This is a genomic window from Rhodococcus coprophilus NBRC 100603 (assembly GCF_001895045.1).
Lineage (GTDB): Bacteria > Actinomycetota > Actinomycetes > Mycobacteriales > Mycobacteriaceae > Rhodococcus > Rhodococcus coprophilus.
On the sequence record NZ_BDAM01000001.1, the window covers coordinates 453,434 to 467,543 of the forward strand.

Below are 14,110 nucleotides of genomic sequence, written 5' to 3' on the forward strand. Positions count from 1 at the left end.
GGACCGGATCGTGCGCCCCACCTCGGCAACACGCGCCGCAGCGTGCAGGATCTCGCTTGGTCAGACGTAGTCGAGACCCACCGCGCGCGCCATCGCCTCCCGTGGCGCGGGCAGACCGGTGAACTGCTCGACCTGGCCGAACGCCTGATTCAGGAGCATGTGCAGTCCACTGATGACGACGCTCCCGCGGGTCTTCGCCGCCGTAGCCAGTGGAGTCGGCCACGGGTCGTAGATCGCGTCGAGGATGAACGGCGCTCGGGCGAGCACGTCGGCGTACGGTGCCGCCGCATCAGCCGGCACGGTGCTGACCATGACGTCCGCGTCCGCGCACACCTGCCCGAGACCGGCAGCGTCGAACGGCATCCATTGAGCGTCGACGCCCTCTCCGAGGCAGTCGAAGGTAGCCCGGGCACGACTTTCGTCGCGCGCAACGACCGTGACGTGGCGGACTCCGAGTTCGGTGAGGCCGACGAGCGCAGGTCTCGAGGTACCCCCGGACCCGACGACGACCGCGGACCCGTCACGCAGATCGCGGACGCCGCCGGAGCGCAGTGCTCCGGTGACCCCGTCGACGTCGGTGCAGTCCGCCCGCCATCCTCCGGGCACCCGCACCAGCGTGTTGGCGGATCCGATGATGACGGCGCGCTCGGTGCGCTCGGTCGCGAACTCGAGTGCCGCGAACTTGCCGGGCATCGTCACCGAGACACCGACCCACTCGTCACCGAGACCACCGACCAGGCCCGCGAGTTCCTCTCCGGTGCATTCGATCCGGTCGTAGGTCCACCCCGTCAACCCGAGCGCCCGGTACGCCGCGAGGTGCAGCAGGGGCGACTTGGAATGCTCGATCGGTTTCCCGAGGACCGCCGCCTTGCGGGGTCCCGGGTTCGGGTCATCTACCACTTTTGAGGATTCCGCTTTCCAGAGCTTTTTCGGTGTTGACGAGGTGTTCTTCGTAGCTGTTCGCGAACAGGGTGGTGCCCTTGTCGTCGATCGTGACGAAGTAGGTCCACTCACCCGGTTCCGGGTTCTCCACCGCTTGGAGAGCGCCGATGCTCGGCGAGGAGATCGGTGTCGCGGGCAGACCCACGCTCGCGTACGTGTTCCACGGAGTGACGAGTGCGCGGTCCGCGTCGGTGGTGGCGAGTTCCGTCTCGTCGAGTGCGTAGTTGACGGTGGAGTCGAACTGCAGCATCTGCCCGATCTCGAGACGGTTGAGAATGACGCGAGCGACCTTCGAGAAGTCCGCCGGGAGCGCTTCCCGTTCGACCAGCGACGCCGCGACGAGCAGTTCGTAGGGTGTCAGCCCTACCTTGGCCGCCGCTGCCGTGATGCCGGTTTCGTCGTACTTGGCGGCACTCGCGGAGACGAGCGTGCGGAGGACCTCGACGGGTTCCGCACTCGGATCGATATCCCAGCTGCCCGCCGCGATCAGACCTTCGAGCTGGCGCGCCCGGTCGGGGACGTTCGCGACTGCCTCGCGGGCCCATTCGGGGACCCCGAGAGCTTCGAGATCGGGGCTCGCACCGGCCGCCTCGAGCTCCTCGTAGGTCAGGCAGGTGGGTACGCCGCCGTCGTCGTAGCAGCTTGCCTCGGAGATCAGCGTGTAGATGCCCTTGCGCACGGCCCCGGTGTTGACGTCACGGATGTCGTGGAGCTGACGGCCCTCGGAGACGACGAACGCGCCGACGCGGCTGGTGTCGCTCACCAATGCCGCAACCGCGTCCACCGCGGGAACGTTGGTCGGTACCCGGTAGAAGCCCGGGTGCAGAGCGTTCATGCCGGAGTTCTGCACGGCGGCTTCGTAGAACGCCGCAGAGCTGGCGACGACACCCTTCTCGACGAATTCGGTGCCGATCTGCTGAGCCGTGTCGCCGGGCTGCACCTGGACCACCACTTCCGGCCCCGGAGGCCCGGTGAAGTCGGGTGCGGGGTCGGGTCCGGTCAGCTTCGTGTAGGCGAAGTAGCCACCGCCCAGAACGATAACCAGAAGCAAAGCCGCGGCGAGAGATCCAGCGATGCGTCCGCGCTTCTTGCGGGCAGCCGCCCCTCCCGCTCGCTTGCCCCGGGAGGCCGGGGCGCCGACGGCCGCGGGGGCCGCACGGGTCTCGGTGTGGTCGTCGTCCTCGCCCTCGTAGGGGCCGGCGAATTCGTCGGCGTCATCGTCGTCGTAGCGGTCGTACTCGTCGCCGGTGTCGTCGTAGCGGTAACCCTCGCGCTGAGCGTAGGAGTAATCCTCGACGTAGTCGTCGTCCGCGTAGGCAGGCTCGCCGTAAGCCTGGTCGGGGGCGTAGCCCTCGTCCGGGGCTGCGTAGCCGTGGTGCGGTGCCGCGTGGCCGTGATCGGGTGCATAACCCCGGTCGGCGGCATATCCCTGGTCGGCGGCATATCCCTGGTCGGCGGCATATCCCTGGTCGGGAGCGTGACCGGGGGGCGGACCGTCGAAGGCTCCCTGCTCGAAATGCAGCACGTTCGTCTCGTCGTCGTCCGGCGAACGCGGCGGGCGGTTCCACTGCGGTGGCGGCGGGTCGTAGCGGTGATCACCCTGACCACCCCGTTCCGGCGGCCCGCCGTAGCTGTCGGCGTACGGATCGGAGAACAACCCCTGCCGTGTGTTGTCGGAACGGTCGTCGGACTGCCCGTGCCGGTTCACCGGCTTCCCCCGAGTTCTCCGTCGGCTTCGTTCACTGCTGCGCTCCGCTCGTCCAACCAACCCTGCAAAATGGCCACGGCGGCGGCCTGGTCGATCACAGGCCGCGCGCCCCTCGCGCTCACCCCGCTTTCGCGGAGGGCACGCGCCGCAGTGACCGTGGTGAAACGTTCGTCGGCCATGCGCACGGGAACATCCGGTAGCTGCCGACGAATGCGCCGAGCGAAGTCGCTCGCCAGTTTCGCGGCCTTGCCGGGCTCGCCGCGCAGCGTCTGCGGCAGCCCGACGATAACCTCCACTGCCTCGTATTCCATAACAATTTGGACAATGCGCCGGATATCCGGCGCGTCGGGACCGCGATCCTTGGACCGAGGCACCGTTTCGACCGGCGTCGCGAGGATGCAATCGGGGTCGCTCGAGGCGACCCCGATCCGCACACTGCCGACGTCGATTCCGATTCGTCTTCCCCGGCCGGGGTCGTCGGCCCCGGGTCGGTCCGGGCCCGGCAGGTCAGCCACGCTCAGCCGGCCAGCTCGCTGAGCCGTGCACGGAAGGCGTCGAGGGCGGCGGGGATGCCGGACGGGTTCGATCCGCTCCCCTGCGCCATGTCGGGCTTACCGCCGCCGCGGCCGCCGATCGCGGGGCCGAAGCTCGCCACGAGGTCGCCGGCCTTGATGCCCATGGACTGCGCGGCCTTGGTGGTGGCCACTACGAAGGGAACCTTTCCTTCGGTATTGCCGAGCAGCAGCACCACCGCAGGTTCGGACCCCAGTCGGCCACGCACATCCGACGCGAGGGTGCGCAGGTCGTTGCCCGCCACGCCTTCGGGTGCGGCGTCGGCCACCACAAGAAGATCACCGACCCGCTGGGCCTTGCCCGCGTAACCACCGGCGGCGGCGGCGACGTTGGCCGCTCGAGTCTTCTCGAGTTCCTTCTCCGCAGCCTTGAGCCGCTCGATCAGCGACTCGACTCGTCCGGGCACCTCTTCCGAGGGCACCTTCAGCGTCGACGACAGACCCGCCAGCAGCGCACGTTCCTTCGCGAGGTGCCGGTAGGAGTCGAGTCCGACGTAGGCCTCGACGCGGCGCACGCCTGATCCGACCGACTGCTCACCGAGCAAGGTGACGGTGCCGACGTGCGACGAATGCTGCACGTGGGTGCCACCGCACAGCTCCATCGAGAACGGTCCACCGATCTCGACGACACGCACCTCGTCGCCGTAGTTCTCGCCGAACAGCGCCATCGCGCCCATCTTCTTCGCCTTGTCGAGGTCGGTGACGAACGTGTTGACGGGGTAGTTCGCCGCGACGGCCTCGTTGGTGACGACCTCGATGTCCTGCTTCTGCTGCTCGGACAACGCGCCCGGCCAGGAGAAGTCGAACCGGAGGTAACCGGGCTTGTTGAGCGACCCGGCCTGCACGGCGTTGGGGCCGAGGACCTCACGCAGAGCGGCGTGCACGAGGTGCGTGCCCGAGTGGCCCTGCGTCGCGCCCTTGCGCCACTCCGGGTCGACCTGCACGAGGACCGCGTCGCCTTCGGTCACCTGTCCTTCGACCACGGTGACCTTGTGCGTCCACAACTGCTTGGCGATCTTCTGGACGTCGTCGACCTTGATCTTCAGGCCCGGTCCGGTGATCGTGCCGATGTCGGCGATCTGTCCGCCCGACTCCGCGTACAGGGGGCTGCGATCGAGGATCAGCTCGACCTTCTGGCCTGCGGTTGCGGTGTGCAGACGTTCTCCGCCGGTGATGACGGCGAGCACGTGCGCCTCGGTCACCAGTTCACCGAAGCCTGTGAACTCGGTGGGGCCGCGATCGAGCAATTCCTTGTAGACCGTCATGTCGGCGTGCGCGTGCTTACGAGCGCGCGCGTCGTCCTTCGCACGCTGGCGCTGTTCGGCCATGAGCGAACGGAAGCCGTCCTCGTCGACGCTGAGCCCGGCCTCGGACGCCATCTCGAGCGTGAGGTCGATCGGGAAGCCGTAGGTGTCGTGCAAGGTGAAAGCGGCGGTGCCGCCGAGGACGGTGCGCCCCTCCGCCTTCGCGGCGTCGACAGCACCCTCGAACAGTTTGCTGCCGGTGCCGAGCGTCTTGAGGAACGCGGTCTCTTCACCCACCGCGACGGTCTCGATACGGGCGAAATTCGTGGCGAGTTCGGGATAGGAAGGCGCCATGGTGTCGCGGACGACAGCCATGAACTCGGCCATCGTGGGCCGGTCGGCGCCCAGCAGACGCGCCGAACGCACGATCCGGCGCAGCAGACGCCGCAGGACGTACCCCCGGCCGTCGTTGCCGGGGTTGACACCGTCGACGATGAGCATCGCAGCTGTGCGAGCGTGGTCGGCGATCACCCGGAAGTGGACGTCGTCCTCGTGCTTGTCGCCGTACAGCGCACCCGTCAGTTCGGCTGCCTTGTCGATCACGGGACGGAGCAGATCGGTTTCGTAGACGTTCTCGACACCCTGGAGCAGAAACGCCACACGCTCGACGCCCATACCGGTGTCGATGTTCTTCTTCGGCAGCGGTCCGAGGATCGGATAGTCGTCCTTCGAGATCCCCACGCCGCGCTCGTTCTGCATGAACACGAGGTTCCAGATCTCGATGTAGCGGTCCTCGTCGGCCTCCGGGCCGCCTTCGACGCCGTATTCGGGGCCACGGTCGTAGAAGATCTCCGAGCACGGGCCGCACGGGCCCGGGATTCCCATGGACCAGTAGTTGTCCTTCATGCCGCGCCGCTGAATCCGGGCCTCGGGCACATTCATCTTGTCGCGCCAGATCGCGAACGCTTCATCGTCGTCGAGATAGACGGTGACCCAGAGCTTTTCGGGGTCGATCCCGTATCCGCCGTCCTCGACGGAGCCGGTGAGCAGCGACCACGCGAAGGCGATGGCCTCTTCCTTGAAGTAGTCACCGAACGAGAAGTTGCCCGCCATCTGGAAGAACGTGTTGTGCCGGGTCGTCTTGCCGACCTCTTCGATGTCGAGCGTGCGCACGCACTTCTGCACCGACGTCGCACGGTCGTACGGCGGGGTCTGCTGCCCGAGGAAGAACGGCACGAAGGGAACCATGCCGGCATTGACGAACAGGAGATTCGGATCGGCGAGGATCAGCGACGCGCTGGGCACCTCGGTGTGGCCGGCCTTCACGAAGTGATCGAGAAAGCGCCTACGGATCTCGTGGGTCTGCACGTCGATGGTCCTTTGTCGTGTGTGACGGTTCCGGGAACTGCCCGGTGTGGCCTGCAGGCCGTGCGAAACGGCCATCGTTCAGCTTAACGTCCCGATGCAACCGGCTTCCGGTCGGTCCGACGGGGGCGTCACCTCCGTCTACCGCTCTCCGCGCACGATGCGGCGCAGCTTCGGTACCCGCGACGCCAGCTCCCGTTCGGCACCGTGATTGGTGGGCGTGAAGTAGTCGACTCCCACCAGTTCGTCGGGAGCGTACTGCTGGGCGAGCACACCGTCGGGATGGTCGTGCGGATAGCGGTAGCCGACAGCGTTGCCGAGTTTCTGCGCCCCCTGATAGTGCCCGTCGCGCAGGTGCGGGGGCACCATCCCTGCCTTGCCGGCTTTGACGTCGGCGATCGCCGCACCCAGCGCGGCGGTGACCGCGCCCGACTTCGGAGCGGTCGCGATGTGGATGGTGGCCTGGGCGAGAGCCAACTGCGCCTCGGGCATCCCCACCTGCTGCACCACCTGTGCTGCCGCCACCGCGGTCTGCAAGGCGGTGGGATCGGCCATGCCGACCTCTTCGCTCGCCTGGATCATCAGTCGCCGGGCGATGAAGCGCGGGTCCTCCCCCGCGACGATCATGCGTGCGAGGTAGTGGAGGGCGGCATCGACATCGGAGCCACGCAGCGACTTGATGAAGGCACTCGCCACGTCGTAGTGCTGGTCGCCGTCGCGGTCGTATCGGACCGCGGCCTTGTCGATGCTCGATTCGACCGTCGCCAGATCGATGACGGCGTCGCCGTCGCCCGCACGGTCCATCGCCGTCTCGGCGGACGCCTCGAGCGCTGTCAGAGCCCGGCGCGCGTCGCCGCCGGCGAGTCGCACGAGGTGATCCAGCGCCTCGTCGCTGATCTCCACCGCGCCGCCGAGCCCCCGTTCGTCGGCGCGGGCTCGTTCGAGGAGTTTGCGGATGTCGTCGCTGCCCAGTGGCTGCAACTGAAGCACCAGCGAGCGCGAGAGCAGTGGCGCGACGACCGAGAAGGAGGGGTTCTCCGTCGTGGCCGCGACAAGCAGGACGATCCGGTTCTCGACGGCGGCGAGCAGCGCATCCTGCTGCGTCTTCGAGAACCGGTGGACCTCGTCGATGAACAGGACCGTTTGTTCCCCGTGGGTCAGCCGGCGCCGTGCCAGGTCGATGACCGCGCGCACGTCCTTCACACCGGCGGACAGGGCCGACAACGCCTCGAAACGGCGGCCGGTCGCTCCGGAGATCAACGATGCCAGGGTGGTCTTGCCCGTGCCGGGAGGCCCGTACAGCACCACCGACGCCGCTCCGGAACCTTCGACGAGACGGCGCAAGGGAGCCCCCGGTTCGAGCAGGTGCTGCTGACCGACCACCTCGTCGAGGCTCGCCGGACGCATCCGCGCGGCAAGCGGCGCGCCCGGGCCGGTCGGCGCGGCGGGCGCACGACGGACCTCGGGCTCGGGTTCGTCGGGTTCCGCGTCGGGGGGCGTCTCGAAGAGGGCGTCCGGTTCTGCCGAAGGATCATCCGCCCCGAATACGTCACTCACGACACCGACGCTACAAGCACGCCCCGACCGTCGCGGGCGCGGTGCGCGGCGAACAGGCGGTGACTTTTGGGCGCATATCCGCCATTCGGCCCGAATCGCGACGCTTGTCGTGGTCAGATCTTCGTCGTGCCCCTTCCTCGTGTGACGCGTCGAACACTCCTGCGTGCCGGTGCGGTCGCCGCCGGCACCTCCGCCCTCGCCGCCGCGACCGCTCCCGGTGCGTCTGCGGCCTCACCTGTATTCGTCCACGGCGTCGCCTCGGGCGACCCGCTCCCCGATGCCGTGATCCTCTGGACTCGGGTGACCCCTGTTCCCGAGGCAATGCCCGGCTCCGGCGTCGGGCCGGCCACGACGGTGCAGTGGCAGATCGCGCGCGACGCCGACTTCACCGACACGGTCGCGTCGGGATCGGTGTCGGCCACAGCGGCGACCGATCACACCGTGAAAGTCGATGCGACCGGGCTCACCCCGGGCACCGACTACTACTACCGCTTCGTTTCCGGTGGCGCGGTGTCCCCGACCGGACGTACCCACACTGCGCCGAGCGCCGATGCGCACGTCGCGGGGCTGCGACTCGGCGTCGTGTCGTGCGCGGACTGGGAGGGCGGGTACTTCGGGTCGTACCGGCATCTCGCCGCCCGCGGCGACCTGGACGCGATGGTCCACCTCGGCGACTATCTGTACGAGTACGCGGCGGGGCAGTTTCCGGTGTCCACCGGAACCGAGGTGAGAATGCACGTTCCGGCGCACGAGATCGTCACCCTCGCCGACTATCGCATGCGGCACGGCCAGTACAAGACCGACCCGGATCTGCAGCGATTGCACGCCCAGGTGCCGTGGATCGTGGTCTGGGACGACCACGAGTCGGCGAACGATGCGTGGGCCGGTGGCGCGGAGAACCACGACCCGGCGTCGGAAGGCGACTGGGCCTCGCGCAAGGCCGCATCCGTCCGCGCCTACGACGAATGGATGCCCGTCCGCATGGAGGGTGACCGGCTGTACCGGCGACTCCGTTTCGGCGACCTCGCCGAATTGTCGATGCTCGATCTACGCACCTATCGCAGTCAGCAGTCCCGGCCGCTCGACGGGAGAAGTGTCGACGACCCTGGCCGCACCATGACCGGCCAGGACCAGATGGCCTGGCTCACCGCGGGTCTCGTGAGTTCCCCGACGCGCTGGCAACTGGTGGGTAACTCGGTGATGTTCGCACCGGTTCTGCTGCCGCCCCTCGATGCGCGCACCACCCGTGCGCTGACCACCCTTCTCGGTGTGCCGTCCAGCGGGATTCCCTTCAACACCGACCAATGGGACGGGTACCCGGCGGACCGCCAGCGCGTACTGGATGCGATCCGCGGTGCGGGGCGCCGCAATGTCGTGTTTCTGACCGGCGACATCCACACGTCGTGGGCGTCGGATATCCCCGAAAACGCGGCCGACTATCCCGGTGCCGGCACCGTCGCCACCGAGTTCGTGGTTCCGTCCGTGACGTCGGCGAACATCGACGAGTTGCTCGGGGTGCCGCCACGTTCGGCGTCGCCGGCTCTCGAGGAGGTCGTGCGGTCGACGAACCGGCATGTCCGGTTCGTGGAACTCGATTCCCACGGTTTCGGTGTCCTCGAGGTCACTCCGGAGGCGGCGCAGATGGAGTGGTTCTTCCTCGACGATCGCACCGATCCGTCCACGGGTGTGCGACGGGCTGCGGGCTTCCGCGTGAGAGAGGGAAGTGCGCGGGTCGAACCTCTGGCTCCGATCGGGTACGCGCAGTTCGAGACCGGGCAGCCATAGCCTTAGCCCTGGGCCGGCCACATCAAGACGTCGGCCGTACAGGTGATATCAGGCAGCCTCGCGGGCCTCGAGTTGCTCCAGCACTGCGCGTGCGTGGCCCGCGACATCGTCGTGACCGGTGTCGGCTGCGAAGTCGGCGAGCAGCATCCAGCGCGAACGCAGCGCCTCTATGCGCGGCACGGACAGTTCGTGCTCCCGTACCGAGGCGATGCGGGCGTGATCCTCGGGCAGGAACAGGTGGGTGCTGAGCCAGACGCACGCCAGTTGCGCATCGAGGAGACGTTCGGCGAGCACTTCGTCGTAGGCCAGATGGGGCCACATACCGACCACTTCGGCGCGCCACGCGTCGGCCATCTCGCGCACCCGCTCCACGGTCATGGGCACCGCACACACGCACAGCGGGAACGAGGTCAGCGCGAACGCGATGTCGAGGGTCGCGTCGCGGAAGCCTCCCCACTCGTAGTCGAGGAACTGCACACCGTCGTCTCCGACGACGATGTTGTCCGGGCAGAGATCGGACGGGCTGAAGGCGCGGTGACGGCCACCGGTGAACAGCTTCGCCGCTCGCTCGGCGCGTTCCCGGACCGAATCGGGCACGGCGAGCCCGAAGTCGGCGGCCAGCAGTTCGGGCACACCCCGGACGGCGTCGATCGCCTGCTCCGACACCATGTCGGCGACGTCCGAGACATCGGCTCGACGCAGCAGTGCGGCGAAATCCTCTTCACGTCCGACGGTCGCAGCGTGCATCCGGCCGAGGGCCTGCGCCAGCGCCATGAGTGTGTTTCCCACGGTCTCGCTGTCCCCGCTGCGCAGCAGGGTGGCGAGTGGGGTCGCGTCGCCGAGATCACTGAGTACGAGCAACCGGGTCTCGAAGTCGTAGGCGAGCAGTTCCGCGCCGGGGCGGTGGTCCTTCGCGAGTGCGGTCGCGAATTGATACGACACGGCTTCGCGGAGGAACGCGGTCTCCTCGTCTGTCGCCGAACCGTGGAAGTCGACGTGACCCGCACCGCGCGACGGCGGTACCTGCTTGAGTACGAGCGTTCGCGGCAACGAGAAGGGGTTCGCCGCGACACGCACACGGAGAACCACGGACCTGCCACTGCCTCCGAGGTCGACGGGATCCGCCAGTCTGACCGGCGCTCCGGTACGACGAGTGAGCAGCTGTTCGGCTGCATGCACTACCTCTGACACGGGGTCCGCCAATGTTGCAGTCATCACCGACCAATCTACAGGTTTCCGGTCACAAGATGGGCTCGCAGAAGACCCCGGTCACCAGGGACCTTGGACGGTCGCACCCGAACGGGCAGGTCCGATTTGTCCCGAACTTCCTGTATTTCCGCAGAGCTCGGGCGTGTCGCGTTTTCCGACTGCCGGCGACGGGCGGACCTTCCAGGGCCGCCGCCGACTTTCACTCGACCTGGTCGGAACGCCCGCCCGCAGTCGAGATTTCGTCGTCGACCGGAGCGACGTCGACCGATACCTCGATCGTGCTGTCCGACGACTCGGTGTAGATCACGCCGCGCAGCGGTGACACATCGGCGTAGTCGCGTCCCCACGCCACGGTCGTGTACCGCTCGTCGCCGAGTTGGTCGTTGGTCGGGTCGAAGTCCAGCCAGGTGCCGTCGGGCAGCCACACAGCCGCCCACGCATGCGTCGCGTCGACTCCGACCATGCGCTCCTTGCCGGGGGGTGGGTCGGTTGCGAGATATCCGGACACATAGCGCGCCGCCAACCCCTGGGAACGCAGGCATGCGATCGCCAGGCGCGCGAAATCCTGACAAACCCCCCACCGGGCCTCGAGCACTTCTGCCACCCGGGTGGACACGGACGTGGACCCCGAGCGGTAGGTGAAATCCGTGAAGATCCGGTGTGTCAGGTCCACGATCGACTCGCCCAACGGCCGCCCTGCTGTGAACGTCACTTCTGCGTAGGCACGTACCTCGTCGTCGATCTCCGGTGGGTGGACGTCGAGCACGAAGTCGATTGCGAGCGCACCGGCCGGCCCGGCCGGACGCGCGGTCTCCCACGGGGCCAGACACGCAGGGGTCTGTAACCGTCCGGGGTCCGGAGGCGAGACCTCGACCTCGGAGCGGCCGATCACTTCGAGCACCTCGTGCGTATCGGTGACGTGGAAGAAAAGGTCGCGGTTGCCCCACAGGTCCACACCCGTGGACATGTCCGCAGGCTCGGGGCTCACGGTGACCTCACTGGTGAGCACGCGCTGCCGGTCGGTCTCCCGGGGCAGCAGGTACCCACGCCCGTAGGAGGAAGTCACCGCGCCCGAGTATCGGTACGTGGTGCGGTGCACGATCCGGTACCGACGCACGCCGGCCTCGACGGATCCGTCGGTGACGGTCATGGCAGGTCCCTCCGCTCTGTTCCGCCCCACAGGGGACGGGTACCACCGGGCAACGACAACGGCCCCTTCATCAAGACCACCGCGAGTTCGGTGAGACCGGAATGGGTCGAGTCCAGCAGACGCGCGAACTCGACTCGCACACCGTCGGTGACGGTCTCGAGATCGGACGGGTCGCAGCGACGCAGCGTGGCGACAAGGTCGTCGACGAGCCGTTCCGGCAGGGACGAGCCCGACGACTGCGGCATCGCCACGAGATTTTCGCGCAGCCGATCGAGCAGGTATGCCAGTGAGCGTGGATTGCCGGGGTCGAACAGCAGCAACTGCGCGACGGCGGCGACCCGCACGGTGGTGTTGCGCCGGCGGAAGGTCACCGAACTCTCCGCTGCGGCCAGCACCGACTCCATGAGCGCGCGCTCGGTCGGACGGGTGTGCTCCCGCGTCAGGGTCTCCGACAGCAGCGACACCAGCGCGAGACCGCGCTCGATGCGTTTGCCGATGTCCATCACGTGCCAGCCCAGATCCCGCACCATCGACTCCGCACCGAGTCCTGAAAGGGCGAGCATCCCGTTGAGCACGGCCGACTGTGTCGCACCGAGTTGCGCGCCGTCGTCCTCCGGGTCCACCGCGAGGTCGTCGAGCGCGCGTTGCACGTCGGCCAGCACCGTCCAGGTGTCGTGGGAAAGCTGGTCGCGTACGGCCCGGGCCGCGCGCTCGAGGCCGCCGAACGACTGCGCCAAGGAGCCCGGACGTGAGCGATCCTCGGTGAGCGCGCGGAACTCGGCGGCAACACTCCGGTGGTCGTCCACGATCGACACGCCCTCACGCAACTGCGACGTCGAGACGAGCGTGCCGAGCAGTACCGGCAGACAGTCGCTCCCCTCGAGCCACGGCCGGTTGCGGTAGTCCTGGTAGCGCTCCCTCATCGAAATGAGCAGGCGCGCAGTGTCTTCGGCACGCTCACTGTAGCGGCCGATCCAGAACAGGTCGTTGAGCACGCGGGGTGAGGCCACCACATCGGACAGAGGCACCGCAAAGCGCGGCAACGATTCGGGCACGGCCGGTCCGGCCGCGTCGGTGGTGGCGCCACCCGCGACGGTCCGCACCCATACGTCCTTCGCCGCGACTCTCGGATTCGTCTCGGTCGCCGCGCCCGGCACCAGGACCTCGCAGAGACCGCCGGGCATCGGCGTGTATCCCACCCGCTGGGCAACGGTGAACAACCGCAGACTCACCGGGGAAGCCGTCACGGCGGTTCCGTCGAGGCTGGGCGCATGCGAGTACTCGACACGCTCTTGCGCCACCCAATCGGAGGGCTGCGCTTTCACCCGAGCGAGCAACTCCTCACGCTGCGAGACCGTCAAAGCTTCGCCCACAACGGTTTCGGACGTAACGGTGGAGCGCAGGATCAGTTCCGGCAGGCGCGAGGTGAGCACCGAGAGCCCCGACGGGGTGCCACCCCAATGCGTTTCCGCCGACTCGAGCAGAAGATCCTCGTCGAGCAACGCGCGGGAGACGGCCCCTAAGTATCCCGTCAGCGCGGGGTTCTCGAGCACACCGCTGCCGAGTGGATTGACCAGCGAGACCCCACCGCGCCGGACGACCTCGACGAGGCCGACCACGCCGAGTCGCGAATCCCGGCGGAGGTCGAGGGGGTCGGCGTAGTCCGCGTCGATACGACGCAACACCACATCGACCCGCGTGAGCGAGCCCAGCGAACGCATCCACAACCGGCCTTCCCGCACGGTCAGGTCCGCGGACTCGACGAGCGGCACTCCCAGCACGCTCGCGAGATGAGCTTGGTCGAAGGCGGTTTCGGATTGCGCTCCCGGACTGAGGACTACCACGAAGGGGTCTTCGACTCCGCTGGGCGCCACGTCCCGCAGGGCCAGCCTGAGGGCCTGACCGAACGGTGCAAGAGGTCGTGGTCCTGCGGTGGTGTAGATCTCCGGCATGGCATGAGCGACGACCCTCCGGTCGGCCATGGCATAACCGAGGCCCGAGGGCGCCTGGGTGTGGTCGCGGATCGCGCGGAAGCCACCGTCCCGCTGCCGCGCGACGTCGACCGCATGAATGAAGAGTTGATGCGGGCCCGGAAGGGTGACCCCGTGGGCGACGCGAAGGTACCCGGGGTGGCCGAAGATCAGTTCCGGGGGAATCAGGCCGGAGGTAAGTGTCCTCTGCGGGCCGTACAGATCTGCCAGCAAGGCGTCCAGGACGCGAGATCTCTGCACGAGACCGCGTTCGAGAACCGCCCAGTCGTCGGCTGCGAGGACCAGCGGAAGGGCGTCGATCTCCCAGCGCCCGGGACCCGCCGATTCCCCGTCGGCGTCGACCGGGTTGTAGGTGATGCCGTGGTTGTCGACGAGCGTGCGTACGCGTCGCCGGTAGCGCTCGAGCACCGCGGGCGAGCGGCCCTCGAGCACCCCGGCGAGTTCGCTCCAGTGCTCCCGGATCTCACCGGAAGCGGTGTGCAGCTCGTCGTACTGCGGACTGAACGGGGGGTTGTACTCCCCGACCGGATTCGCCTCGGCCACGTCGTGCATGAAGCGCCGCCCTCTCGATCTTTCCGTCGGCGCAC

Annotated in this window: 9 protein-coding genes; 1 reads left to right on the forward strand and 8 read right to left on the reverse strand. The window is 68.0% G+C overall.

What is annotated here, in order from left to right:
• Positions 1 to 60 precede the first annotated feature (60 nt).
• The 5 genes from RDCOP1_RS02035 to RDCOP1_RS02055 all read right to left on the reverse strand — a co-directional run bounded on the left by RDCOP1_RS02035 (position 61) and on the right by RDCOP1_RS02055 (position 7,388).
• On the reverse strand, positions 61 to 900 hold the full coding sequence (locus RDCOP1_RS02035) for a shikimate dehydrogenase (RefSeq protein WP_072698394.1): 840 nt from the start codon (positions 898 to 900) through the stop codon (positions 61 to 63).
• Positions 890 to 2,650 carry an endolytic transglycosylase MltG gene (locus RDCOP1_RS02040; RefSeq protein WP_072698395.1) on the reverse strand — a complete coding sequence of 587 codons (1,761 nt, stop codon included), beginning with the start codon at positions 2,648 to 2,650 and terminating at the stop codon, positions 890 to 892. Before RDCOP1_RS02040 ends, RDCOP1_RS02035 begins: the two co-directional genes overlap by 11 nt.
• A complete protein-coding gene (ruvX, locus tag RDCOP1_RS02045; protein ID WP_072698396.1) occupies positions 2,647 to 3,165 on the reverse strand; it encodes a Holliday junction resolvase RuvX in 519 nt (172 codons plus the stop codon). Before ruvX ends, RDCOP1_RS02040 begins: the two co-directional genes overlap by 4 nt.
• A gap of 2 nt (positions 3,166 to 3,167) precedes the next feature.
• Positions 3,168 to 5,834 carry an alanine--tRNA ligase gene (gene alaS / locus RDCOP1_RS02050; protein ID WP_072698397.1) on the reverse strand — a complete coding sequence of 889 codons (2,667 nt, stop codon included), beginning with the start codon at positions 5,832 to 5,834 and terminating at the stop codon, positions 3,168 to 3,170.
• Between the two features lie 138 nt (positions 5,835 to 5,972).
• Entirely contained in the window at positions 5,973 to 7,388 is a 1,416-nt protein-coding gene (locus tag RDCOP1_RS02055) for a replication-associated recombination protein A (RefSeq protein WP_072698398.1), read from the reverse strand.
• Positions 7,389 to 7,529: 141 nt separating this feature from the next.
• Between RDCOP1_RS02055 and RDCOP1_RS02060 the strand changes: the two genes are divergently transcribed.
• On the forward strand, positions 7,530 to 9,173 hold the full coding sequence (locus RDCOP1_RS02060; protein WP_084722297.1) for an alkaline phosphatase D family protein: 1,644 nt from the start codon (positions 7,530 to 7,532) through the stop codon (positions 9,171 to 9,173).
• Between the two features lie 48 nt (positions 9,174 to 9,221).
• On the opposite strand, the gene RDCOP1_RS02065 is transcribed toward RDCOP1_RS02060, so the two are convergent.
• From RDCOP1_RS02065 to RDCOP1_RS02075, 3 genes are all read right to left on the reverse strand, one after another.
• The gene (locus RDCOP1_RS02065; protein ID WP_072698399.1) at positions 9,222 to 10,388 is read right to left on the reverse strand and encodes a kinase; all 1,167 of its coding nucleotides are present in this window, start codon (positions 10,386 to 10,388) and stop codon (positions 9,222 to 9,224) included.
• A 193-nt stretch (positions 10,389 to 10,581) separates the two neighbouring features.
• Entirely contained in the window at positions 10,582 to 11,532 is a 951-nt protein-coding gene (locus RDCOP1_RS02070; protein ID WP_072698400.1) for a transglutaminase family protein, read from the reverse strand.
• Entirely contained in the window at positions 11,529 to 14,075 is a 2,547-nt protein-coding gene (locus RDCOP1_RS02075; protein WP_072698401.1) for a circularly permuted type 2 ATP-grasp protein, read from the reverse strand. The genes RDCOP1_RS02070 and RDCOP1_RS02075 overlap by 4 nt, the downstream gene beginning before the upstream one ends.
• Between the last annotated feature and the right edge of the window lie 35 nt (positions 14,076 to 14,110).

Excerpts from the sequence above, each read along its gene's own strand:
- RDCOP1_RS02065 (WP_072698399.1), bottom strand. The coding sequence starts at position 10,388 with ATGACTGCAACATTGGCGGACCCCGTGTCAGAGGTAGTGCATGCAGCC.
- RDCOP1_RS02070 (WP_072698400.1), bottom strand. The coding sequence starts at position 11,532 with ATGACCGTCACCGACGGATCCGTCGAGGCCGGCGTGCGTCGGTACCGG.
- RDCOP1_RS02075 (WP_072698401.1), bottom strand. The coding sequence starts at position 14,075 with ATGCACGACGTGGCCGAGGCGAATCCGGTCGGGGAGTACAACCCCCCG.